Below are 23728 nucleotides of genomic sequence, written 5' to 3' on the forward strand. Positions count from 1 at the left end.
ACGGGATCAGACCAGCGGGACGATCGAGCCGCCCGGGGCGCCCCCGCCCTCCTCCGCCTGGACCGGGTCCCAGGCCGCGAACGGGTCGAAGCCGCGGTGGCCGATCTCGCCGAACACGGTGACCGGGCCCCCGCCGGACAGGGCGACGAGCTTCCACAGCCCCGGCCGGGAGACCGCGGCCGGGGCGATCGGCAGCGCGGAATCGGCGTGCGCGTCCGCCAACTGCCAGCCGTCCTTCACCGGCACGGGTATGACGTCGCGCAGGGTGACCGGCCGGGCGTCCAGCCAGGGGTCCTCCCGCAGGGCGTCCCCGTAGACGGCCGGCGCGGCCGACGCGGCGATCCCCGGTGGCGGCCCGGCCGGGGCCAGGGTCCCGAACTGCTCGCCCAGCTCCGCCCGGAGCTGCCCGCCGCCCGGATACGGCGTCAGCTCGGCGTCGATGGTCGCGCCCACCGGCAGCGCCGGCGCCGGGGACCGGCCCGCCGCGCCGAACGAGAGCAGCAGGGCCGTACGGCCCGACTCCCGCCCGTACAGCCAGATCCGCCGGGCGACGATCCTGCCGTCCGGGGTGTCGTACTGCGCGAGGACCAGCCAGTGGTCACGGACCGGGGCGCCCTCGGGGGACACGGGCAGTCCCACGCGCGTCCGCACCGTCGCGGCCAGCGGATCGGGCAGCCGCTCCCGGCCCAGCCAGGCCGTGTCCAGCAGATGGAGCAGACCGCACTCCTCCAGCAGGCGGGCCGGCCAGCCCGGGCCGGACCCGGTGATCGCGCCCAGCTCCCTCACCCGGGCGGCGAGCCCCGGGGCCTGGGCGTCGACCATGCGGGCCGCGGTCTCCTCCCAGAGGCCGTACTCCGCACGGTCGGTCGCGGCGAGTCCGCCGCGCAGCAGGTCCGCCAGGCGCTGCTCCAGCTCCTGGGCGCCGCCCGTGACGCGCTCGGCACGGCGCTCGGCCCGCTTCCTGGCGGCGGCGGGATCGGCGGGGCCTCTGGCGGCCTCACCGCCCGTGGCGGGCCCGCCCTCCTTTGCCGCGCGTCCGCGCCGGGCCCCGACCCATGCGGCGGCCCAGTCGGGGGGCTCGCCCGGCCGGAACGCGGCGTCGTCGGACGCCCGGAGCAGCAACAGCCCCAGCGCGTGCTTGCACGGGAACTTCCGGCTCGGGCAACTGCAGGAGTACGCGGGGCCGGTGGTGTCGACCACCGTGCGGTACGCCGCACCCCCGCTCCCTCCGCACAGGCCCCACACCGCGCCCGCCGTGTCGTGGCCCGTGCCCGTCCACGCGGTGTCCGCGCCGAGTCGCCCACCCGCCGTGCGTGACGCGTCGTCAGGAGCCAGCGCCAGCACCTGCTCCACCGACCAGCGCGCCACCGGACCGCCGGTGGGCGAGGGTTCTCCCCCGTGAGATAGCAGCATGCCTCCGACGGTAGGGGGCGCCACTGACACACCCCTCCGACCTGCGAAGCAGCCGCTCGGACCGGGATTTGACTTTGCCATTCCCTTACGTTTTTCTGCGACCTCCGGCGTACGGAAACGAGTCCGTGCCCGGTCCGATCCAGGGGGGATCCCGGAATGAACCGCACCATCCGCACCGCACGTACCGCCAGAACCACCCGCCCGGTACGCGCCGCGGCCCACGCCCTCGCGATCGCGGGTCTCGTGCTCGGCCTCGGCGCCTGCTCGGCCGAGTCGGTGGACGAAGCGGTCGGCAAGGCGGTCGACACCGCCGTGGACGAGAAGTACGAGGTCACGTACGAGGTCACCGGCAAGAGCGTCGACGAGATCACCTACCACGGGGGCGGCGGGGAGGCCATGGACCCCAAGCTGGAGACCGTCACCTCGCCGACCCTGCCGTGGAAGAAGACCGTCGAGCTGCGCGGCATCATGCCGCCCGCCGTCATGCCGATGGCCCTGGACGCGGGCGGCGCCGACGTCACCTGCACCATCACGTACAAGGGCGAGGTCATCAAGGAGGCGAAGGGGGAGGGCATGCTCACCGCGGGCGGCTGCGTCGCCGTGTCCCCGATCGCCGGCTGACCGGCTGACCGGCCGGCCGTCGCGCGTGGGGTCCGCGGCGGTGGGCCCGCGGGCGTGGCCGAGTCCCTCCCGGGTGTCTCCGAACGGGCCCTGACCAGCGGTCAGGGCCCGTTGTCAGTGGCATGGTGCACGGTGGGAACCACATCAGGTCGAACGATCTGGAGGGGGATCCATGACCGTGTCCGAAACCACCGCGGCCGTCGCGCCGGAGACGGGCGCCGAGGCGCTCCGCCCGCACGCCGAGGACGCGTTCGCCGACGAGTTGAAGGCGCTCGAAGCCGCCGACGACCGCCCCAGGCCCGCACGTTGGCGGCTCTCGCCCTGGGCCGTCGCCACGTATCTGCAGGGCGGGACCCTGCCGGACGGCACGGTGATCACGCCGAAGTACGTGGGTCCGCGCCGCCTGGTGGAGGTGGCCGTGACCACGCTCGCCACCGACCGGGCGCTGCTCCTGCTCGGCGTCCCCGGCACGGCCAAGACCTGGGTGTCCGAGCATCTCGCCGCCGCCGTCAGCGGTGACTCGACGCTGCTCGTGCAGGGCACCGCGGGCACGCCCGAGGAAGCCGTCCGCTACGGGTGGAACTACGCCCATCTGCTCGCCCACGGCCCCAGCCGCGAGGCCCTGGTGCCCAGTCCGCTGATGCGGGCGATGTCCGAGGGCATGACCGCCCGGGTCGAGGAGCTGACCCGTATCCCCGCCGATGTGCAGGACTCGCTCATCACGATCCTGTCCGAGAAGACGCTCCCGGTTCCCGAGCTGGGGCAGGAGGTCCAGGCCGTCCGCGGCTTCAACCTCATCGCCACGGCGAACGACCGGGACCGCGGCGTCAACGAGCTGTCCAGCGCGTTGCGCCGCCGCTTCAACACCGTCGTACTGCCCCTGCCCGCCACCCCGGAGGCCGAGGTCGACATCGTGTCCCGGCGCGTCGACCAGATCGGCCGCTCGCTCGATCTGCCCGCGGCGCCGGAGGGCCTGACCGAGATCCGGCGCGTGGTGACGGTCTTCCGCGAACTGCGTGACGGGGTGACCGCCGACGGACGCACCAAGCTCAAGTCCCCCTCCGGCACGCTCTCCACCGCGGAGGCGATCTCCGTCGTCACCCACGGTCTCGCGCTGGCGGCCCACTTCGGCGACGGCGTCCTGCGCCCCGGCGACGTCGCAGCGGGCATCCTCGGCGCGGTCGTCCGGGACCCGGCGGCGGACCGGGTGGTCTGGCAGGAGTATCTGGAGACCGTGGTCCGCGAGCGGGACGGCTGGAAGGACTTCTACCGCGCCTGCCGCGAGGTGTCCGCATGACGAGCCCCACCGGGACGGCGGCGGCGCCCGGGGCGCCGATCCCGCCCGGGGCGGCAGCCGTGACCGTGACCGGGGCGGACGGGCCGGGGCCCCGCGTGGCCGCCGGGCCCTGGCTCCTGGGGGTGCGGCACCACGGACCCGGGTCGGCCCGCGCGGTCCTCGCCGCGCTCGCTGCGGCCCGTCCGGCCGCCGTGCTCATCGAGGGGCCGCCCGAGGCCGACGCGCTGCTGCCCCTCGCCGCCGACCCGCACATGCGTCCCCCCGTCGCGCTGCTCGCGCACGCCGTGGACGACCCGGGGCGGGCCTCCTTCTGGCCGATGGCCGCCTTCTCGCCCGAGTGGGTGGCCATCCGCTGGGCTCTCGACCACGGCGTCCCGGTCCGCTTCATCGACCTCCCCGCCGCCCACTCCCTCGCGTTCGACGAACCCGCGCCGGGCGTCGGCAGCGAGGAGCCGGCGGGGGGACGGGACGGGGAAGAGGCCACGCCGGTCGTCGACCCGATCCGGGTCCTCGCCGAGACCGCCGGACACGACGATCCCGAACGCTGGTGGGAGGACGTCGTCGAGCACCGCCCGCCCACCGGGACGACGCCCGCCGGCGGCCCGCCGCGAGCCACGGTCGACGTGGCCGACGGCGACGGCGCGGGTGACGAGCGCGACCGGGGCGACGCGCTCGCGCCCTTCGACGCGCTGGCGGAGGCGATGAGCGCTCTCCGCGAGGCGTACGGCGACGGCGGGCACCCCCGGGACGCGGTGCGCGAGGCGTACATGCGGATCCGGTTGCGCACCGCGCGCAAGGAGTTCGGGGACGACGTCGCCGTCGTCTGCGGCGCCTGGCACGTCCCCGCCCTCGCCGGGCGGACCACCCTCGCAGCCGACCGCGCCCTGCTCAAGGGCCTCCCGAAGGTCAAGGCAGGCCTCACCTGGGTGCCCTGGACCCACCGGCGGCTCGCCCGGCACAGCGGATACGGGGCGGGGGTCGACTCACCGGGCTGGTACGGGCACCTCTTCGACGCCGCCGACCGGCCGATCGAGCGATGGATGACCAAGGTCGCCGGGCTGCTGCGCGGGGAGGACCGGCCCGTCTCCACCGCCCACGTCATCGAGGCCGTCAGGCTCGCCGAGACCCTCGCCGCCCTCCGGGGCCGCCCGCTGGCCGGCCTCGGCGAGGCCACCGACGCGGTGCGGGCCGTCATGTGCGAGGGGTCCGACGTCCCGCTCGCCCTCGTCCGGGACCGGCTGATCGTCGGCGAGACCCTCGGCGAGGTGCCGGACACCGCCCCCGCCGTCCCGCTCCAACGGGACCTGACCCGCAGCCAGCGCACCCTGCGGCTCAGGCCGGAGGCGTCGGAGCGCGCGCTCGACCTCGACCTGCGCAAGGAGACCGACGCCGCCCGCAGCCGCCTGCTGCACCGGCTGCGCCTCCTCGACGTCGGCTGGGGCGAGCCGGCCGAGGGCCGGGGCAGCACCGGCACCTTCCGCGAGAGCTGGCGGCTGAGCTGGGAACCGGAACTGCACGTCCGGGTGGCGGAGGCGGGCGTGTGGGGCACCACCGTCCTCACCGCCGCCACCGCCAAGGCCGAGGCGGGGGCCGTGGCGGCGACCGCGCTGGCCGACGCCACCGCACTCGCCGAACGCTGCCTCCTGGCCGGACTGCCCGACGCGCTGCCCGTCGTGATGAGGGCGCTCGCCGACCGGGCCGCACTCGACGCGGACGTCGGCCACCTCGCGGACGCGCTGCCCGCCCTGGCCCGCTCCCTGCGGTACGGGGACGTCCGCTCCACGGACACGGCGGCGCTCGCGGAGGTCGCCGCCGGACTCGCCGAGCGGATCTGCGTCGGCCTGCCGCCCGCCTGCACCGGCCTCGACGCCGACGGCGCCGAGGCGCTGCGCCGTCAGGTGGAGGCCGTGCACGGTGCGATCGGGCTGCTGCTCGCCGGTGCGTCCCCGGCCGAAGGACTGCGGGAGCGCTGGGACGCCGTCCTGCGCAAGCTGGCGGCCCGGGACACGGTCGCCGGGATCATCAGGGGCCGGGCCACCCGGTTGCTCCTGGACGAGGGGCGGCTGCCCGAGGACGAGGCGGCCCGGCTGATGGGCCTGGCGCTCTCGCCCGGAACGCCGCCCGCCGACGCGGCCGCCTGGATCGAGGGATTCGTCGGCGGCGCGTCGGGCGGCGGCCTGCTGCTGGTCCACGACGAGCGGCTGCTCGGTCTCGTCGACGCCTGGCTGACCGGTGTCCCCGCCGAGATGTTCACCGATGTGCTGCCGCTGCTGCGCCGCACGTTCTCCGCGTACGAACCCGGTGTACGGCGCACGCTGGGCGAGCTGGTCCGGCGCGGGACCGTTCCCGGGGGAGCCCGCCGCGACGACGCCGGCAAGGCGCCCCGGGGCTTCGGGCCCGGCCTCGACCGGGCCCGGGCCGACGCGGTGGATCCGGTGCTGAGCCTCCTGATCGGCCGCCGACCGGAGCACGAGGAGGCAGCGGGATGACGACACACGGCCCGTGCGCACCGGACCCGTGCGCACCGGACGGTGGCGTACCGGACGGTGGTGTACCGGTCTACGGCGGGACGGAACCGACGGGCCCGACCGGCTCGACGGACTCGGCCGACTCGACGGAACCGACGGATCGAACGGGCTCGACGGACGCGACGGGGGAGACGATGGAACGCACGACGGCGCATGCCCCCGGGACGGCGGCGCGGCCCTCCGCCCCGCAGGTGCCCGACGCCGAACGGCTGCGGCGCTGGCGGATGGTGCTCGGCGCGGACGGCGCCGACAGCACCGGGCGCGCCCTCACCGGCCGGGACGCCGCGATGGACGGTGCGCTGGAGGCGTTGTACGGCGGGGGCGCGGCGAAGAAGCCCGGCGGCCGGGGCACGGGCGGCCGTTCGGCGGGCCTCGGTGCTTCGGCGCCCTCCGTCGCCCGCTGGCTCGGCGACATCCGGACCTACTTCCCCAGCTCCGTGGTCCAGGTCATGCAGCGCGACGCGATCGACCGGCTCGGCCTGGCGAATCTGCTCCTCGAACCGGAGATGCTGGAGGCGGTCGAGGCGGACGTCCACCTCGTCGGCTCCCTGCTCTCCCTCAACAAGGCGATGCCCGAGACGACGAAGGAGACCGCGCGCGCTGTGGTCCGCAGGGTCGTCGAGGACCTGGAGAAGCGTCTGGCGAGCCGTACCAGAGCCACCCTGGCCGGCGCCCTGGACCGCTCGGCGCGCACCGGCCGGCCCCGTCACCGGGACATCGACTGGAACCGCACCGTCCGGGCCAACCTCAAGAACTACCTCCCTCTGCCGGGGGAGGGCGGCGCGCCGCCGGGGGGCACGATCGTTCCCGAGCGCCTCGTCGGCTACGGGCGTGCCTCCCGGTCCACGAAGAAGGACGTCGTCCTGTGTATCGACCAGTCGGGCTCGATGGCCGCCTCGGTCGTCCACGCCTCGGTCTTCGGCGCGGTGCTCGCCTCCATGCGCACCCTCTCGACCCGGCTCGTCGTCTTCGACACGGCGGTCGTCGACCTCACGGACCGGCTCGACGACCCGGTCGACGTCCTCTTCGGCATCCAGCTCGGGGGCGGCACCGACATCAACCGGGCGCTCGCCTACTGCCAGTCGAGGATCTCCCGCCCCGCGGACACCGTCGTCGTCCTCATCAGCGACCTCTACGAGGGCGGCATCCGCGACGAGATGATCAAGCGGGTGGCCGCGATGAAGACCTCCGGCGTGCAGTTCGTGACGCTGCTCGCGCTCTCCGACGAGGGCGCACCCGCCTACGACCACGAGCACGCGGCGGCGCTCGGAGCGCTGGGCGTACCGGCGTTCGCCTGTACGCCGGATCTCTTCCCGGACGTCATGGCGGCGGCGATCGAGAAGAGGCCACTGCCCGTACCGGACGAGGAGGTCCAGCGGTGACCGGGGAGGTGCGCGTACCGGCTCCGACGAACCCGTCCCGACGAGCCGGCTCCGACGGGGACGAACCGCGCGGGCCGGACGGCCCCACGGTTCACCCCATCGGAGGACACGGCCCAGGGGCCCGGGCCGGGCGCTCCGGTTCCGACCAGCCCCTTCCGGCTCCCGGCCGGTCCCGCCCGGGAGCCTGGGCGGCCACCCCCTGTGACCGTTATCACCGCTCAGGTGTGATCTGCGATTTAGGGTCACACGGAGCGCGGGGATAACCTGCCGGATGGACATGCCGCGTACTCGGACACCGTGTACGCCTCCCTTGTGACCGCGCAGTCACGTTGCCCATCGCGGCACGCCCACGCAGAAGAACGAACCGCGATACCACTAAAAGGGACGGACGCGCGTGGACCTGTTCGAGTACCAGGCGAGGGACCTCTTCGCCAAGCACGGTGTACCGGTGCTGGCCGGTGAAGTCATCGACACGCCTGAGGCAGCCCGCGAGGCGACCGAGAAGCTGGGCGGCAAGTCTGTCGTCAAGGCGCAGGTGAAGGTCGGTGGCCGCGGCAAGGCCGGCGGCGTGAAGCTGGCGGCCGACCCCGACGAGGCGGTCGCCCGGGCGACCGACATTCTCGGCATGGACATCAAGGGCCACACGGTCCACAAGGTGATGATCGCCGAGCTGTCCCCGGAGATCGAGGCGGAGTACTACGTCTCGTACCTCCTCGACCGCACCAACCGCACCTTCCTGGCCATGGCCTCGGTGCAGGGCGGCATGGACATCGAGGAGGTCGCGGAGAAGACTCCCGAGGCCCTCGCGAAGGTCCCCGTCAACGCCGTCGACGGCGTCGACATCGCCAAGGCCCGCGAGATCGTGGCCCAGGCGAAGTTCCCGGCCGACGTGGCCGAGGGTGTCGCCGAGGCGCTGGTGACCCTGTGGGACACCTTCGTCGCCGAGGACGCGCTCCTCGTCGAGGTCAACCCCCTGGTGAAGACCAAGGACGGCCGGATCCTGGCCCTGGACGGCAAGGTGTCTCTCGACGAGAACGCCGACTTCCGCCAGCCGGACCACGAGGCCCTCGAGGACAAGGACGCAGCCAACCCGCTCGAGGCTGCCGCCAAGGCCAAGAACCTCAACTACGTCAAGCTCGACGGCGAGGTCGGCATCATCGGCAACGGTGCCGGTCTGGTCATGTCGACCCTGGACGTCGTCGCGTACGCCGGTGAGAACCACGGCAACGTGAAGCCCGCCAACTTCCTCGACATCGGTGGCGGCGCCTCCGCGGAGGTCATGGCGAACGGCCTGGAGATCATCCTCGGCGACCCGGACGTCCGGTCCGTGTTCGTCAACGTCTTCGGTGGCATCACCGCCTGTGACGAGGTCGCCAACGGCATCGTGCAGGCGCTCGCGCTCCTGGAGTCCAAGGGCGAGAAGGTCGAGAAGCCGCTGGTCGTGCGTCTCGACGGCAACAACGCGGAGCTGGGTCGCAAGATCCTTTCCGACGCCAACCACCCGCTCGTGCAGCGCGTGGACACCATGGACGGCGCGGCCGACAAGGCCGCCGAGCTCGCCGCGGCCGCGAAGTAAGGAAGAGGGACTCAGACCACCATGGCTATCTTCCTCACCAAGGACAGCAAGGTCATCGTCCAGGGGATGACCGGCGCGACGGGCATGAAGCACACCAAGCTCATGCTCGCCGACGGCACCAACATCGTCGGCGGCGTGAACCCGCGCAAGGCCGGCACCTCCGTCGACTTCGACGGCACCGAGGTACCGGTATTCGGCTCCGTCGCCGAGGCGATGGAGAAGACCGGCGCGAACGTGTCCGTCCTCTTCGTGCCGCCGGCCTTCTCCAAGGCCGCCGTCGTCGAGGCGATCGACGCCGAGATCCCGCTCGCCGTCGTGATCACCGAGGGCATCGCCGTCCACGACTCGGCCGCCTTCTGGGCGTACGCCGGCGCGAAGGGCAACAAGACCCGGATCATCGGCCCGAACTGCCCGGGTCTCATCACCCCCGGCCAGTCCAACGCCGGCATCATCCCGGGCGACATCACCAAGCCCGGCCGCATCGGTCTCGTGTCGAAGTCCGGCACGCTGACCTACCAGATGATGTACGAGCTCCGTGACATCGGCTTCTCGTCCGCCGTCGGCATCGGTGGCGACCCGGTCATCGGCACCACGCACATCGACGCCCTCGCGGCGTTCGAGGCGGACCCGGAGACCGACCTCATCGTGATGATCGGCGAGATCGGCGGCGACGCCGAGGAGCGTGCCGCCGACTTCATCAAGGCGAACGTCACCAAGCCGGTCGTCGGTTACGTCGCGGGCTTCACCGCCCCGGAGGGCAAGACCATGGGCCACGCCGGCGCCATCGTCTCCGGCTCCTCGGGCACCGCCCAGGCGAAGAAGGAGGCCCTTGAGGCCGCCGGCGTGAAGGTCGGCAAGACGCCGACCGAGACCGCCAAGCTGGCGCGCGAGATCCTCGGCGCCTGACGCGGTCGGTCAGGCGGCGGAGACACGCTGCGAACGGCGCGGGCCCGCACTCCCTGTGACGCAGGGGTGCGGGCCCGCGCCGTTGGCGTACGCGCCCACGGCCGGTACGGCGGCCCGGTCCGGGTGACGGCGCGGCCCCGACGGCAGCCCGGTCCGGGTGACGGCCCGGGTGGAGTGCCGGCTCACCGCAGCTGCGGAACCAGTCGCTCCGGGCCGTGCGCCAACTGCTCGCGCAGCGACTTCTGGAGCTGCAGGTCCTGGACGGTGAGCTGCTGCGGACCACCTCGGGGCGGTACGCCCCCGACCCGCTCGGCGGGGGCGATCGGCGGCTCGTAGTGGGTGGGCGCGGTGTGCAGGGTCAGGCCGGTCACCGCGATGAGCAGGGCGACGCCCGCGATGGCCGCCCGGGTCCACAGCCTGGCCTTGTCCTCGCTGCCGGTGCGCACGGCACGGGCCGGCTGCGGCACGGGGACGTGCTCGGCGCGCGCGAGCCCGCCGAGCCGGTCGTGCAGCAGGGCCGACTGCTCGGCGGGCGAGGGGGCGGCCGCGAGTTCCGGGAGCCGCTCGGCGACGGCGGCGCGGGCGGTCATCAGACGGCCCGCCGCCGCCGGGGTGCTGGCCTCCGTCTCGGCCGCGGTCTCCGGGAGGTCCAGCCCGACACCGTCGTACAGGAGGAGTGTGCGCCGGTAGGCCGGGGGCAGGTCGAGCAGCGCGTCGAACAGCGCCCGCTTCCCCGGCTCCGTGGGCGGGGCGTCGGGATGCCGGTGCGCGCGGCGCAGCCGGTGCCAGGGGGACATCGCGTACTCGTACGCCGCCGCCCGCACCCAGCCGGCCGGGTCGCGGTCGACGGCTACCTCGGGCCAGCGGTGCCAGGCCAGTTGGAAGGCGCGCTCGACCGACTCACGGGCCAGGGCGCGGCGGCCGGTCAGCAGGTAGGCCTGCCGGACGAGGGCGGGGGCGGTCCGGGCGTACAGCTCGTCGAACGCCTCGGCGGGGGAGAGCCGCCGCTCGCCGACCGCCTCCGCGCCCCCTTCCGCGGCGCCCTCCCCCTTGTCCTCCGCCGCGATCTCCCCCGTGCTCCCCCTCTTGTCCTCCGCCGCGATCTTTGCCGTGCTCGCCCTCTTGTCCTCTGCCGCGCTCTCCGCCTCCGCCTGCGCCTGCGCCGCCACCGTCGCCCGTGCCTCCGGGGCGGGTTCGGGCGGGGGCGCGGGCAGCGGCTCCGGAGGGGCGGGAGCCACGGCCACGACCGCCGACGGCGTCGTGGTGGGCGCCTTCGGTCCGGGGGCGATGAGCTTCGCGTACAGCGCGCGCTTGCGTCCGCGCGGGCTCGTGCGCCCCGTCTCCCAGGAGCGCACGGTGGCGCGCGTGACGCCGACGGCCGCCGCCACCTGCTCCTCGCTCAGCGACTTCGCCTCGCGCAGTCTGCGGCGCTCCTTGGGGGAGGGCAGCTGCGGTGCGGCGGCCTCGTCGGTCGTACTCCGGGTCATGGACGACCCCCGGCAGCACCGCACGGAGTGAAAAAGTACATAAACGTATATTGAGCGACACAACGGCCGTTCGCGCGTTACGCGACATAAGCGCGTGTCGTTGGCAGCATGGGCCGGTGACCCACATGACGCAACGCAGCCCGATGGTGACGGCGGAGCGGAACCGCACGCTCGCCCTGGCCTCCGCCCTGGTGAGGGGAGCCGTCGCCGCCGGGCTCGGCCTCGGGTCGCTGACGGTGCTGGTCATGGTGTTGTGGATCAGCTCCCCGTATCCCGACAGCGGTCCGGGCGGTGCGCTGCGGGCGGCGGCCGGGGTCTGGCTGCTCGCGCACGGCGCGGGACTCCTGCGGCCCGACACCCTGAGCGGCGTCCCCGCCCCCGTCTCCCTGGTGCCGCTGCTGCTCGTGGTCGGCCCGGTCTGGCTGGCGCACCGGGCGGCCCGCGATGCGGCGGATCCGGAGGAGGGGCGGCCCAGGCCTTCCCAGGCGGGCGCGTTCTGTGCGGTGACCGCGGGATATCTGCTGGTCGTGGCGGGGGCGGCGGCAGCGGCGCGGGGCGGTTCGCTGCGCCCGGACCCGGACACGCTGGTGTTCCCGGTGGCGCTGGTGGTGGCCGGTGCGGCGGCGGCCGGAGTGTGGACGGCGGCCGGGCGGCCGTTCGGGCCCCTGCCGTCCTGGTCACCCCTGGTGCTTCAGGAGGCGGTCGCGCGGACGGTCGTCCGCGACCGGGCCGAGGCGGCGTGCCGTTCGGCGGCGGTGGGCGTGACCGTGCTGCTCGGGGGCGGCGCGCTGCTGGTCGCGGTGGCGCTCGGCCGGAACGCCGGGGCGGCGCAGGACGCGTTCCTGGGGCTCGCGGGGGACTGGTCGGGACGGATCGCCGTGCTGCTGCTGGCCGCCTCGCTCGTGCCGAACGCCGCTCTGTGGGGCGCTTCGTACGGGCTCGGGCCCGGTTTCTCGCTCGGCACGGGCGCCACCGCCACCCCGCTGGGCCTGGCGGGGAGTCCGACGGCGCCCTCCTTCCCCCTGCTCGCGGCCGTGCCGGACCAGGGGCCCGGCACCCTGCTGAACGGGGCGGCCCTGGCGGTGCCGGTGGCCGCTGCGCTGGCCCTCGCCTGGTCCACCGCCCGCAGGGCCGCGCCCGCCGACGCGCCGCGCGCCCGGGCGTGGAGCCGGAGCGAGACGGTGCGCGTGACGCTGCTGGCCGCGCTGGGGTGCGGTGCCGCGACGGCGCTGCTCACGGCGGTGGCCGGCGGGCCGCTCGGCACCGGAGCGCTGAGGGAGTTCGGACCGGTGTGGTGGCTGGCCGGGCCGGCGGCACTGGCGTGGACCGCGGGGCTCGGCGTGCCGGCGGTCCTGCTGCTGCGCCGGTGGCGCCTGCGCACCCCGGGCTGGGCCTGGCGCAGGGACGTACCGGGAGCGGACGAGTCCCCGGCGGCAGCGCCGACGCGGGTGCCGGGGGAGACATCGACGAAGGGGGCCGCGAACGCCACGGTGTCCGAGGCGCGGGCGGGGGCGGAGGCGAGGGCGTCCGGCGGGCGTCGGCGCCGCTGGTGGGCGCCGTGGCGTGGGCGGGCGGCGGGCGCGCCCGGTGACGCGGCCCGTGGCGGCTCGGCGGCGTCCACCGCTTCCGTCCCGGCCCCCGGCGGGGGCCCCGAAACGGCCTCCGGCCCTTCGGCCGACGGGTCCGGGCCGGGTGACGGGGGGTTCGAGCCGTACGACTTCCTGCCGACCGACCCGTGGCACGCGAAAGATTTCAGGGAGACCCGCTGGGCCTCCCTGAAGCGGGATTCCGGCGGCCTGATGGCCGACTTCCCCGCCGCCTCCGCGGGTTCGACCGGCTCCGCCGATCCCGTCGGCTCCGCAGACGCAGACAGCGACACCGACGCGGAAGCCGCCGGTTCCGCCGCGGGCCGTCCCGCGCCGGCGCCGGACCGCCCGGGGCCTACTCCTTGACGCCGAAGAGCGGCTTCAGCGGCTTCGGCAGCTGGTCGTTGCAGGCCAGCGCGGCCGTCTTGGTCAGGGAGTCGTTCACGCAGGTGTAGTAGTCGCGGTAGACCAGCTGCACGGTGTACGTGGTCGCCACGATGAGCAGCGCCAGCAGGGCGGTCACCAGGCCGCTCACCGCCGCCGTGGTCTGCTGCCTGCTGCTGATGCCCGGCGGCGCGGTGGGCGCGGGTGTGGTGGACGAGGCCCCGGAGACGTCGTCCGCCGTTGCTCCCGCCCCGGTCCCGGAGCCCGCGGCGGCCCCGGCCGTCCCGGTGCCGTCCGACGCGGAGGCACTCTTCATCGGGGTGCGGAGCGCGCTGATCGCCCAGTACGTGGAGAGCGCGCCCAGCAGGAGGGCGAGCTCCGTGAGGTCGAAGAGGGCGAAGAAGAAGGCCCACATACCGCCGAGCACCGCGTAGCGGGCGCGCCGCTGCGCCGGGTCGGTGGGGTCCCAGCGCAGCCCGCCCGGACCGCCGCGTTCGGGTCCGCCCCGGCCGCCGGGGCCGCCCGGGCCGTTCGAGCCGGGGCGGCCACCGAAGCCGCCGTTGCCCCGGCCGGGCTGTTTGCTGCTCCACTGGCTGCCCCACGAGGGGCGGTCCCCGTCGGACCCGCCGTTCCCGTCCGCACCGCTCGACCCCTCCCGGCCGTCGGACCCGGCGGGGCGGCGCGGCTGCCACGGCTGGTCCGGACGGTCGGCGGGCGGCGCGGCGAACGGGTTGTCCTCCTGGGGCTTCGCGGCGGGGCCGGAGGCCGGTGCGGAGCCCGCGGACGCATCCGGCGACGCGTGGCCCGAGGGCGAGGAGCCCGTGGACGACGAGGAGTCCGGGGAGGAGGACCCCGAGGACGACGGGTCCGGCGAAGAGGGCAGGCGTTCTCGCATCAGGGGAGCGGAACGCTCGGGCAGAGGGAGGCGGAAGGCGGTGCGACGGCGTCGGTCCGGCATGTGGTGAACGTCTTCCCCATCTCGTCATGTCCGCCCGTAGGACGGTTCGTCCGCCCGGTGGACGGCTCGCTGTCCCCTGACGCTACCTCCCGGTCACGCCCCCGTCCCGTGGGGGCCGTCGGGTGTGCCGGTATCGTTGCTGACGGTCGGCCCGTTCGTAGGGTTCCCCGTATCGGGCGAAGCGATGCTTTCGTACGACCCTACAAAGAGCATGCCGCGCCTGCGTCATCCTGCGGACATCACGTGAGAAAGGGCCCCGACGTGGCCTCCCCGCCCCCCTCCGCCCCTCCTGCCCGGCTGGTCGTGCTGGTCTCCGGATCCGGGACGAACCTCCAGGCGCTGCTCGACGCCATCGGCGACGATCCGGCGGCCTACGGGGCGCGGGTCGTCGCCGTCGGCGCGGACCGCGACGGGACCGGTGGCGCGGAGCGCGCGGAGCGGGCCGGGATCCCCACCTTCGTGTGCAGGCTCAAGGACCACGCGACCCGTGCCGAGTGGGACGAGGCGCTCGCCGCGCGGGTCGCCGAGCACCGCCCGGACCTCGTCGTCTCCGCCGGTTTCATGAAAATCGTCGGTCCGGCGTTCCTCGCCGCGTTCGGCGGCCGGACCGTCAACACCCACCCCGCCCTGCTGCCCAGCTTCCCCGGCGCCCACGGAGTGCGCGACGCACTCGCGTACGGCGTCAAGGTCACGGGCTGCACCGTCCACTTCGTCGACGACGGCGTCGACACCGGTCCGATCATCGCGCAGGGCGTGGTCGAGGTGACCGAGGAGGACACCCCGGAGGGCGAAGCCGCCCTTCACGAACGCATCAAGGAAGTCGAGCGCTCGCTGCTCGTGGAGGCCGTGGGGCGGATCGCCCGTGACGGCCATCGCATTGAGGGACGAAAGGTTCATCTCGGTCATGTCGGTGAATAAGCCCATCCGCCGCGCCCTGGTCAGTGTCTACGACAAGACGGGGCTGGAAGACCTCGCCCGCGGTCTGCACGAGGCGGGTGTCGAACTCGTCTCCACCGGCTCCACCGCCGGGAGGATCGCCGCCGCCGGAGTGCCGGTCACCAAGGTCGAGGAGCTCACCGGCTTCCCCGAGTGCCTGGACGGCCGCGTCAAGACGCTGCACCCGCGCGTCCACGCCGGCATCCTCGCCGACCTGCGCCTCGACTCCCACCGCGAACAGCTCGCCGAGCTCGGCGTCGAGCCGTTCGACCTCGTCGTGGTGAACCTCTACCCGTTCAAGGAGACCGTCGCCTCGGGCGCCTCCGACGACGAGTGCGTCGAGCAGATCGACATCGGCGGCCCCTCGATGGTCCGCGCCGCCGCCAAGAACCACCCGTCGGTGGCCGTCGTCACCAGCCCGCAGCGGTACGCGGACGTCCTCGCGGCCGTCAGGGCCGGCGGCTTCGACCTCACCGCCCGCAAGCGGCTCGCCGCCGAGGCGTTCCAGCACACCGCGGCCTACGACGTGGCCGTCGCCTCCTGGTTCGCCGCGGACTACGCCGCCGACGGCGACTCGGGCCTCCCCGACTTCCTCGGCGACACCTACACCCGCAAGAACGTCCTGCGCTACGGCGAGAACCCGCACCAGCCCGCCGCGCTCTACACCTCCGGCGGCGGCGGCCTCGCCGAGGCCGAGCAGCTGCACGGCAAGGAGATGTCCTACAACAACTACACGGACACCGACGCCGCCCGCCGCGCCGCCTACGACCACGCCGAGCCGTGCGTCGCGATCATCAAGCACGCCAACCCGTGCGGCATCGCCATCGCCGACGACGTCGCCACCGCGCACCGCAACGCGCACGCCTGCGACCCGCTCTCCGCGTTCGGCGGCGTCATCGCCGTCAACCGCCCGGTGACCGTCGAGATGGCCGAGCAGGTCGCGGAGATCTTCACCGAGGTCATCGTCGCCCCGGCCTACGAGAACGGCGCCGTCGAGGTGCTGGCCCGCAAGAAGAACATCCGCGTGCTGCGCGCTCCCGAGGCTCCCACCGCCGCGTTCGAGGTGAAGCCGATCGACGGCGGCGCGCTGCTCCAGGTCGCCGACCGCCTCCAGGCCGACGGCGACGACCCGGCCAACTGGACGCTCGCCACCGGCGACGCGCTCTCCGAGGCCGAGCTGCGGGAGCTGGCCTTCGCCTGGAAGGCGAGCCGCGCCGTCAAGTCCAACGCGATCCTCCTCGCCAAGGACGGCGCCTCGGTCGGCGTCGGCATGGGCCAGGTCAACCGGGTCGACTCCGCGAAGCTCGCCGTCGAGCGGGCGGGCGCGGAGCGGGCCGCCGGTTCCTACGCCGCGTCCGACGCCTTCTTCCCGTTCCCCGACGGTCTGGAGATCCTCACGGCCGCCGGCGTCAAGGCCGTCGCCCAGCCCGGCGGGTCCGTCCGCGACGAGCTGGTGATCGAGGCCGCGAAGAAGGCGGGCGTCACCATGTACTTCACGGGCACGCGCCACTTCTTCCACTGATCGCCCCGGCGTACCCCCGGTGGCCGCACCTCGTCCAGGGGTGCGGCCACCGCCGTGTCCGTCGTACGGAATCCGCTCGCCGCTCTGTTCTAATGACACGGCCGTGGCCAACCCACGGCCGTACCCATCCCAGCGGGAGCAGCCACCGTGCTTGAGCTGAACAAGAGCGGAACGGACGACCGGCCGGGGCCGGGCCGCCTGCCCGCCCAGGACCCGGGGCCCGACGCCGCCCCGGCCACCCGCCCGGCCGGCGACGCCCCGAGCGCGGCCGAAGCCGCCGGACGCGTCCCCCTGCGCCCGTACCTCGTCGCCGGCGCGATCCTCTGCGCGCTCTACTTCCTCTACTCGTACTTCCAGTACGCCCGCTTCGGCTCGCCCTCCTGGGATCTCGGCATCTTCGAGCAGGAGGTCCGGGCCTACGCCGGGTTCGACGCCCCGGTCGTCGACATCAAGGGCCCCGGCTATCTGATCCTCGGGGACCACTTCTCCCCGATCGTGGCGCTGCTGGCCCCGCTGTACTGGCTCTGGCCCTCGGCCGAGTCCCTGCTGTTCGCCCAGGCCGCGCTGTTCGCGCTGGGAGCGGTCATCGTCGGCCGCACCACCCAGCAGCTCCTCGGCGGACGCTCGGGGCTCTGCGTCACGGTCGCGTACGGACTCTCCTGGGGCATCCAGGAAGCGGTGAAGGCCGACTTCCATGAGATCGCCTTCGCGGTGCCCCTGCTGGCCCTCGTCTGCCGCGCCCTGCTCCAGGAGCGGTACACGGCGGCCCTGCTCTGGTCGCTGCCGCTCGTCCTGGTCAAGGAGGACCTCGGCGCCACCGTCGCCGTCGTCGGCTTCCTGATCTTCGTGTACGGCCGCCGCCTCCAGGGCGCGCTGCTCGCCGCCTTCGGGGTCGCCGCCTTCGTCGTCACGCTCACGGTCCTCATCCCCGCGGCCAGCAGCGCGGGCACCTACGACTACTGGCAGAAGATCGACAAGAACGGCGAGCAGGACGTCTCGATGCTGGACTCCGTCCTCGGCGTCCTCAACTCCTCCGTCAAGATCGAGATGCTGGTCTTCCTGCTCGGCATCACCGCGTTCATGGCGCTGCGTTCACCTCTGACGCTGCTGATCGTCCCCACCCTCGGCTGGCGGCTGCTCTCCCAGGACAGCAACCACTGGGGCATGGTCTGGCACTACAGCGCGATCCTCATGCCGGTCCTCTTCCTCGCCCTGGCCGACGGCGTCCGCCGCAGCCGCCACTCGCACCGGCCCTGGCTCGCCTCGTACGCGAAGGTCGCCGTGCCCGTCGCCGCCGCCGTCGCCGTCGCCATGACCCAGCACCTGCCGCTGCGCGACCTGCTGCGCCCGGAGACCTACCGCACCGACGACGCCCGCAGCCAGGCGGCCCGGGCGGCGCTGGACGCCATCCCCGCCGGGGCGCGGGTCGAGACGGACATCACGCTGATGGCCCACCTCACCTCCGACCGGACCGTCTACTGGATCGGCGGGGCCCCCGGCACCGCGCCCGACATCGTCGCCATCAACCTGGACTTCGGCTGGTCCCGCCCGATCCAGGACCCCGTGGCGTACGCCCAGCAGCTGCATCCCGAGGCCTCCTACCGGCTCAAGCACCGGGGCGGCAGCTTCGTGGTGATGGAGCGCACCTCGCCGGAGCCCGCCAAGATCCCGGGCGTACGCGAGGACTGACCCGGGCCTCCGGACATGCCGCGAGGGCCGCACCCACGCATCGGGTGCGGCCCTCGCGGCATGTCCGGAAGGGTCCGGCAGGAGCGTCAGTTGGCCTTGACGACCACGGACGAGCAGACCTTGTCCGCGAACGTCTGCTTCTTCTCGTCCCAGAGCGGCCACAGCCAGCCGATGTAGCAGGCGATGCTGTCCAGGAAGTGGGCCAGCCGGCGCACGAAGGCCATGCCGAAGCCGAGCGGACGGCCGTCGGCCTCGCGCAGCAGGCGGATGCCCACCGCCTTCTTGCCGATCGTCTGGCCGGTGGTGCCCTCCTGGTACAGCTGCCAGATGACGAGGCCTATCAGCGCCACGAAGCCGAGCAGGGCGATGATCGCGCCCCCGGAGTCGCCCATGGCGCCACCGATGCCGCCGAGGATGAGGTAGGGGACACCGACGACGAGGCCGTCGATGATCAGCCCGCCCGCGCGCAGACCCCAGTGGGCCAGCTGCGGCATGCCGCCGCCGTAACCGGGCTGCTGGCCGCCGTGACCCGGCTGCTGGGGGTAGGCCCCGTACGGCTGGCCGGGCTGCTGCTGCGGGTAGCCGTAGCCCTGCGGCGGGACACCCTGCGGAGCCTGCTGCGGGTAGCCGTAACCGGGCTGTCCCTGCGGCGGGCCCTGGGGCGGCTGGCCGGGCTGCTGCCCGTACGGGTTGTTCGGGTCGCCGAAGCTCATAAGGGGTGTTCCTTCAACAGACGTGTGGGGACGAGATGGCCACACGGAGGAAGGACATCGATCTGCGGCCCGCCCCCCCGTACAACCGCGACTCTCATCGTTATAAGCGGACCATCTGTTTGTCCAGTCCAGGGCCCCGGACGTTGTGCAAGTGCAACGTCGGGTACGGGAGGGGCGCCGGCAATTGGTACGCGGGCGGGGTCATCCGCGAGGATGGGCGCATGACTGCCCAGATTCTCGATGGCAAGGCCACCGCTGCCGCGATCAAATCCGATCTGACCGTCCGTGTGGCGGCCCTCAAGGCCCAGGGGATCACTCCCGGCCTCGGAACCCTCCTCGTCGGGGACGACCCGGGCAGCCGGTGGTACGTCAACGGCAAGCACCGCGACTGCGCCCAGGTCGGCATCGGCTCCATCCAGCGCGAACTCCCCGACACCGCCACCCAGGAGGAGATCGAGGAGGTCGTCCGGGAGCTCAACGCCAACCCCGAGTGCACCGGTTACATCGTCCAGCTGCCGCTGCCCAAGGGCATCGACACCAACCGGGTCCTGGAGCTGATGGACCCGGAGAAGGACGCCGACGGACTGCACCCGATGAGCCTCGGCCGCCTCGTCCTCAACGAGACCGGCCCGCTGCCCTGCACCCCGCAGGGCGTCGTCCAGCTGCTGCGCGCGCACGGTGTGGAGATCAACGGGGCGCACGTCGTCGTCGTCGGACGCGGTGTCACCATCGGCCGGTCGATCCCGCTGCTGCTGACCCGCAAGTCGGAGAACGCCACGGTGACCCAGTGCCACACCGGCACCCGGGACCTCTCCTCGCACCTGCGCCAGGCCGACATCATCGTCGCCGCCGCCGGGGTGCAGCACCTGATCAAGCCGGAGGACGTGAAGCCGGGCGCGGCCGTGCTCGACGTCGGCGTCAGCCGGGACGCGGACGGCAAGATCGTCGGCGATGTGCACCCGGGGGTCCGTGAGGTGGCCGCCTGGGTCGCCCCGAACCCCGGGGGCGTCGGCCCGATGACCCGCGCGCAGCTGCTGGTCAACGTGGTCGAGGCCGCCGAGCGGGCCGCCGCCGAGGCCGCCGACGCCGCCGCAGCGGGCTGACGGCCGGATCCGGAGGAGACCGATGGGTGCTGGTACGAGTCCGGCCGACCCCGCCCCCGCGGGCCGGGCGGCGGCGGACGAGCCGCGCGAACCGGGCGAGCGGGACCGGCGGGACGGGTCCACCGGACCGGGTCCCGTCGCGGACGCCAAGGACGCCAAGGACGCCAAGGGCGCCGACGACGCCCCGGACACGGGCAAGGACGGGGCCGCTGCCGACGGACGGCCCCGCCGGTCGCGGCGGTTCCCCCGGTTCACCCGGGACACCGCCCGGCCCGAGGGCGGCGGCCGGGCCGCGTCCGGCGACGCGCCCGCACCGGCCCGGCAGTGGCCGCTGCTCACCGTGCTCTGCGCGGCCGGCCTCGGACTGCTGGTCGTCGTGCTCGACCCGTTCGACCAGGCGTTCCGGGTCGGCACGATCCTGATCGGCGGCGCGTTGATCGCCGGCGCCGTGCTCCGCTGGGTGGTGCCCTCGGTCGGGATGCTGGCCGTACGTTCGCGCTTCACCGACCTGGTCACGTACGGCCTGATGGGCACGCTGATCGTGCTGCTGGCGCTGGTCGCACAGCCCGCGCCGTGGCTCGACGTCCCGATCCTGGAGGACGCGGTCCGCTTCACGATCCGCTGAGGACCGTCCCGACCCGGCCGGCGGGCGCCCCGTCCCGCCGGCCCGTGGTGCCCGTCCCCACCCCCGAGGAGGGACGGACACCACGGCGGAACGGGACAACCGGGCGAGAAGCCCCGGTATGCGGCGAGATGAGCGGCCTTGCCCCGTCCCGACTCCAGCGTCATGGACATGAAAGACCGGAACAAGCGCTCACTGTGGCCTGTGGCACGGAAGTGACCATTCCGGCACGGTGTGATCGCCGCGCAACGATGGCAGACTGGCACGGCGCACAGCGCGGCACGGAGCAGTCGGAGCAGTGGCCGACGCGGAGTTCGGGGCGTGTGAGACCACGCACCCCGTCCCGAACGCTCCCGTGCGCCTCCTCGTCAGGAACTGACTCCCTGGCTCCGCGCATCCTCGTGGGTGGTCCCGCCGACGGTCCGGAACGGACGGCGGCGGACGGGCCGGGGGATGCGCGGACCGGGCGACCGGCCGCAGCGGGGCACAGCAAGTACGTCCGGGGGACATGAGGGGGGAAGCACGATGCCTCGATGGAAGGCACTGCCCGAAGATCTCGACCCGCAGATCAGGGAGTTCACCAGCCAGCTGCGCAGGCTCGTCGACCGCAGCGGGCTGAACATCAACGCGGTGGCCGACCGCACGGGTTACAGCAAGACGTCCTGGGAGCGTTATCTCAACGGGCGGCTGCTCGCCCCGCGCGGAGCCGTCGTGGCCCTCGCCGAGGTGACGGGCACTCCGCAGCACCACCTCACGACCATGTGGGAGCTGGCGGAGCGGGCCTGGAGCCGGGCCGAGATGCGCCACGACATGACGATGGAGGCCATCCGGATCACGCAGGCCCGTGCCGCGCTCGGCGAGCTCGGCGCGACGGCTCCCGACGCCCCGGCGGGCGGCCGGTCCGGCCGGTCCTCCGCCGGCGGCCGGCACAGCGCTTCCGGCGCCGGCGCGCGGGTGCCCGCCGCCGGCCCGGACGCCCCGCCCCGCGACGGCTACGGCAAGGACCCGTACGGCCGCGCCGACGGGCCCGCCGACGACGACACACGGCAACTCCTCGTCCCCACCCAGCGCGGCACCGCACCGCCCCCCGCCCGCCACCAGGACCGACCGTACGAGGGCGGGCCGGGCCAGGGCGGGCCGGGGCCGGAGCGGAACCCGGCGGAGCGCGCCGGACGCGGCTCGGGAGGGGGCCCGCGCGGCAGCCGGCCGGGCGGGACCCCCGGAGGCCGCCGGAAGGGCCCCATGCTCGCCGTCGGGGCGCTCGGCGCCCTGATCGTCGTGGTCGGCGCGGTGCTGCTCGCACCGGGCGACGACGCGGCCAAGGCCGTCCCCACCCCGTCGGTGGCCCCCACCGAGGCCGCCCCGGAGCTGCCCGTCGGCGTCGAGTGCAGCGGTGCGGAGTGCGCCGGGAAGGACCCCGAGGCGATGGGCTGCGGCGGGGAGTTCGCCCGTACGGTGGCCGGCGCCGTGGTCGGCGGCAGCAAGATCGAGGTGCGCTACAGCGAGGTCTGCTCCGCCTCCTGGGCCCGGCTCACCGAGGGGACCATCGGCGACACCGTGCGGATCACCGCGGGGGAGGGCGCCCAGGACGGCGAGGTCATGGGGGACACCGACGCGTACACCCCGATGGTCGCGGTGAAGAACGCGGCCGACGCGAAGGCCTGCGCGACGCTCACCTCCGGTACGAAGGGGTGCACCGACCCGGGCGAGTGACGGCGGCCCCGGGGCGGCGGAAGCGGGGCGCCCCCCCCCGGGCCGCGGGTGCGGTGCGTGACCGGCTGTGTGCGGTGCCACAGGGGGCCGGGCGGCCCCGCCGGGCCGGGTCCGATAGCCTGACCGCTGGATATCTCTTCACGTCAAGATTGGTCGCGGCGGGGAGGGTGTCCAGCACCAGGGTCCGGCACCAGGGGCCGGGACCCCCACCGCCAGCTGTCTAAACGGAGACCGCCATGACCCGCACTCCCGTGAATGTCACCGTGACCGGCGCAGCCGGCCAGATCGGCTACGCGCTGCTCTTCCGCATCGCCTCCGGCCACCTGCTCGGCCCGGACGTGCCGGTCAACCTGCGCCTCCTGGAGATCCCGCAGGGCCTCAAGGCCGCCGAGGGCACCGCGATGGAGCTCGACGACTGCGCCTTCCCGCTGCTGCGCGGCATCGAGATCACCGACGACCCGAACGTCGGCTTCGCCGGTGCGAACGTCGCCCTGCTCGTCGGCGCCCGCCCGCGCACCAAGGGCATGGAGCGCGGCGACCTGCTCGCCGCCAACGGCGGCATCTTCAAGCCGCAGGGCAAGGCCATCAACGACCACGCCGCGGACGACATCAAGGTCCTCGTCGTCGGCAACCCGGCCAACACCAACGCGCTCATCGCGCAGGCCGCCGCCCCGGACGTACCGGCCGAGCGCTTCACCGCGATGACCCGTCTGGACCACAACCGCGCGATCTCGCAGCTGGCCGCCAAGACCGGCGCCGCCGTCTCCGACATCAAGAAGCTGACGATCTGGGGCAACCACTCGGCCACCCAGTACCCGGACATCTTCCACGCGGAGATCGCCGGCAAGAACGCCGCCGAGACCGTCAACGACGAGGTGTGGCTCGCCGACACCTTCATCCCGACCGTCGCCAAGCGCGGCGCCGCGATCATCGAGGCCCGCGGCGCGTCCTCGGCCGCCTCGGCCGCCAACGCCGCCATCGACCACGTGCACACCTGGGTCAACGGCACCGCCGAGGGTGACTGGACCTCGATGGGCATCCCGTCGGACGGCTCCTACGGCGTCCCCGAGGGCATCATCTCCTCCTTCCCGGTCACCACGAAGGACGGGAAGTACGAGATCGTCCAGGGCCTGGACATCAACGAGTTCTCCCGTACGCGCATCGACGCGTCGGTCAAGGAGCTCACCGAGGAGCGCGACGCGGTCCGCGAGCTCGGCCTGATCTGATCCGCACCGCGGAACCCCGAACGCCCCCGGCGGCACCCGCCCCGGGGGCGTTTCCGCGTTTTCCCG

The 23728-nt window shown here is 74.0% G+C and carries 18 protein-coding genes; 14 read left to right on the forward strand and 4 right to left on the reverse strand.

Translation table 11 applies throughout. The annotated features are described in order from the left end of the window. Positions 1 to 6: 6 nt before the first annotated feature. Positions 7 to 1413, reverse strand: a complete 1407-nt coding sequence (locus tag DTB53_RS17645; RefSeq protein WP_042496343.1) for an SWIM zinc finger family protein — start codon at positions 1411 to 1413, stop codon at positions 7 to 9. A gap of 156 nt (positions 1414 to 1569) precedes the next feature. Between DTB53_RS17645 and DTB53_RS17650 the strand changes: the two genes are divergently transcribed. The 6 genes from DTB53_RS17650 to sucD all read left to right on the forward strand — a co-directional run bounded on the left by DTB53_RS17650 (position 1570) and on the right by sucD (position 9723). Next, positions 1570 to 2034 (forward strand): hypothetical protein, encoded by a 465-nt coding sequence (locus tag DTB53_RS17650; RefSeq protein ID WP_003966856.1) that lies wholly within the window; start codon positions 1570 to 1572, stop codon positions 2032 to 2034. A 172-nt stretch (positions 2035 to 2206) separates the two neighbouring features. After that, entirely contained in the window at positions 2207 to 3331 is a 1125-nt protein-coding gene (locus DTB53_RS17655; protein WP_012379407.1) for an ATP-binding protein, read from the forward strand. Beyond that, entirely contained in the window at positions 3328 to 5820 is a 2493-nt protein-coding gene (locus DTB53_RS17660) for a DUF5682 family protein (protein ID WP_012379406.1), read from the forward strand. Before DTB53_RS17655 ends, DTB53_RS17660 begins: the two co-directional genes overlap by 4 nt. A gap of 173 nt (positions 5821 to 5993) precedes the next feature. Further along, positions 5994 to 7241: a VWA domain-containing protein gene (locus tag DTB53_RS17665; RefSeq protein WP_042496340.1), complete on the forward strand. Its 1248-nt coding sequence runs from the start codon at positions 5994 to 5996 to the stop codon at positions 7239 to 7241. Between the two features lie 394 nt (positions 7242 to 7635). Continuing rightward, complete coding sequence (gene sucC, locus DTB53_RS17670; protein WP_003966852.1) at positions 7636 to 8817, forward strand: ADP-forming succinate--CoA ligase subunit beta; 1182 nt, start codon at positions 7636 to 7638, stop codon at positions 8815 to 8817. 21 nt (positions 8818 to 8838) lie between these two features. After that, positions 8839 to 9723, forward strand: a complete 885-nt coding sequence (gene sucD / locus DTB53_RS17675) for a succinate--CoA ligase subunit alpha (RefSeq protein WP_003966851.1) — start codon at positions 8839 to 8841, stop codon at positions 9721 to 9723. A gap of 182 nt (positions 9724 to 9905) precedes the next feature. Here the strand turns inward: sucD and DTB53_RS17680 are convergent, their stop codons facing one another. After that, positions 9906 to 11210: a helix-turn-helix domain-containing protein gene (locus tag DTB53_RS17680; RefSeq protein WP_012379404.1), complete on the reverse strand. Its 1305-nt coding sequence runs from the start codon at positions 11208 to 11210 to the stop codon at positions 9906 to 9908. Between the two features lie 125 nt (positions 11211 to 11335). On the opposite strand from DTB53_RS17680, the gene DTB53_RS17685 reads away from it, so the two are divergent. Continuing rightward, positions 11336 to 13162: a cell division protein PerM gene (locus tag DTB53_RS17685; RefSeq protein ID WP_012379403.1), complete on the forward strand. Its 1827-nt coding sequence runs from the start codon at positions 11336 to 11338 to the stop codon at positions 13160 to 13162. Here DTB53_RS17685 and DTB53_RS17690 read toward each other — a convergent pair. Beyond that, positions 13152 to 14138, reverse strand: a complete 987-nt coding sequence (locus DTB53_RS17690) for a hypothetical protein (protein WP_042496337.1) — start codon at positions 14136 to 14138, stop codon at positions 13152 to 13154. The genes DTB53_RS17685 and DTB53_RS17690 overlap by 11 nt on opposite strands. A 261-nt stretch (positions 14139 to 14399) precedes the next feature. On the opposite strand from DTB53_RS17690, the gene purN reads away from it, so the two are divergent. The 3 genes from purN to DTB53_RS17705 all read left to right on the forward strand — a co-directional run bounded on the left by purN (position 14400) and on the right by DTB53_RS17705 (position 18285). After that, the gene (gene purN / locus DTB53_RS17695; protein ID WP_003966847.1) at positions 14400 to 15056 is read left to right on the forward strand and encodes a phosphoribosylglycinamide formyltransferase; all 657 of its coding nucleotides are present in this window, start codon (positions 14400 to 14402) and stop codon (positions 15054 to 15056) included. Continuing rightward, a complete protein-coding gene (purH, locus tag DTB53_RS17700) occupies positions 15043 to 16596 on the forward strand; it encodes a bifunctional phosphoribosylaminoimidazolecarboxamide formyltransferase/IMP cyclohydrolase (protein ID WP_012379401.1) in 1554 nt (517 codons plus the stop codon). Before purN ends, purH begins: the two co-directional genes overlap by 14 nt. A gap of 147 nt (positions 16597 to 16743) precedes the next feature. Further along, positions 16744 to 18285, forward strand: coding sequence for a DUF2079 domain-containing protein (locus tag DTB53_RS17705; RefSeq protein ID WP_012379400.1), 1542 nt, complete (start codon positions 16744 to 16746; stop codon positions 18283 to 18285). 86 nt (positions 18286 to 18371) lie between these two features. Here the strand turns inward: DTB53_RS17705 and DTB53_RS17710 are convergent, their stop codons facing one another. After that, positions 18372 to 18998 carry an RDD family protein gene (locus tag DTB53_RS17710; protein ID WP_003966844.1) on the reverse strand — a complete coding sequence of 209 codons (627 nt, stop codon included), beginning with the start codon at positions 18996 to 18998 and terminating at the stop codon, positions 18372 to 18374. Between the two features lie 221 nt (positions 18999 to 19219). Here DTB53_RS17710 and DTB53_RS17715 point away from each other — a divergent pair, with 221 nt between their 5' ends. The 4 genes from DTB53_RS17715 to DTB53_RS17730 all read left to right on the forward strand — a co-directional run bounded on the left by DTB53_RS17715 (position 19220) and on the right by DTB53_RS17730 (position 23662). Further along, positions 19220 to 20101, forward strand: coding sequence for a bifunctional methylenetetrahydrofolate dehydrogenase/methenyltetrahydrofolate cyclohydrolase (locus DTB53_RS17715; protein WP_012379399.1), 882 nt, complete (start codon positions 19220 to 19222; stop codon positions 20099 to 20101). Positions 20102 to 20123: 22 nt separating this feature from the next. Continuing rightward, entirely contained in the window at positions 20124 to 20726 is a 603-nt protein-coding gene (locus DTB53_RS17720) for a DUF3017 domain-containing protein (protein WP_012379398.1), read from the forward strand. A 522-nt stretch (positions 20727 to 21248) separates the two neighbouring features. Next, positions 21249 to 22436 carry a helix-turn-helix domain-containing protein gene (locus DTB53_RS17725; protein ID WP_012379397.1) on the forward strand — a complete coding sequence of 396 codons (1188 nt, stop codon included), beginning with the start codon at positions 21249 to 21251 and terminating at the stop codon, positions 22434 to 22436. A 236-nt stretch (positions 22437 to 22672) separates the two neighbouring features. Further along, a complete protein-coding gene (locus DTB53_RS17730; RefSeq protein ID WP_003966840.1) occupies positions 22673 to 23662 on the forward strand; it encodes a malate dehydrogenase in 990 nt (329 codons plus the stop codon). Positions 23663 to 23728: the final 66 nt, after the last annotated feature.

It is taken from the genome of Streptomyces griseus (assembly GCF_900460065.1).
Taxonomy (GTDB): domain Bacteria; phylum Actinomycetota; class Actinomycetes; order Streptomycetales; family Streptomycetaceae; genus Streptomyces; species Streptomyces griseus.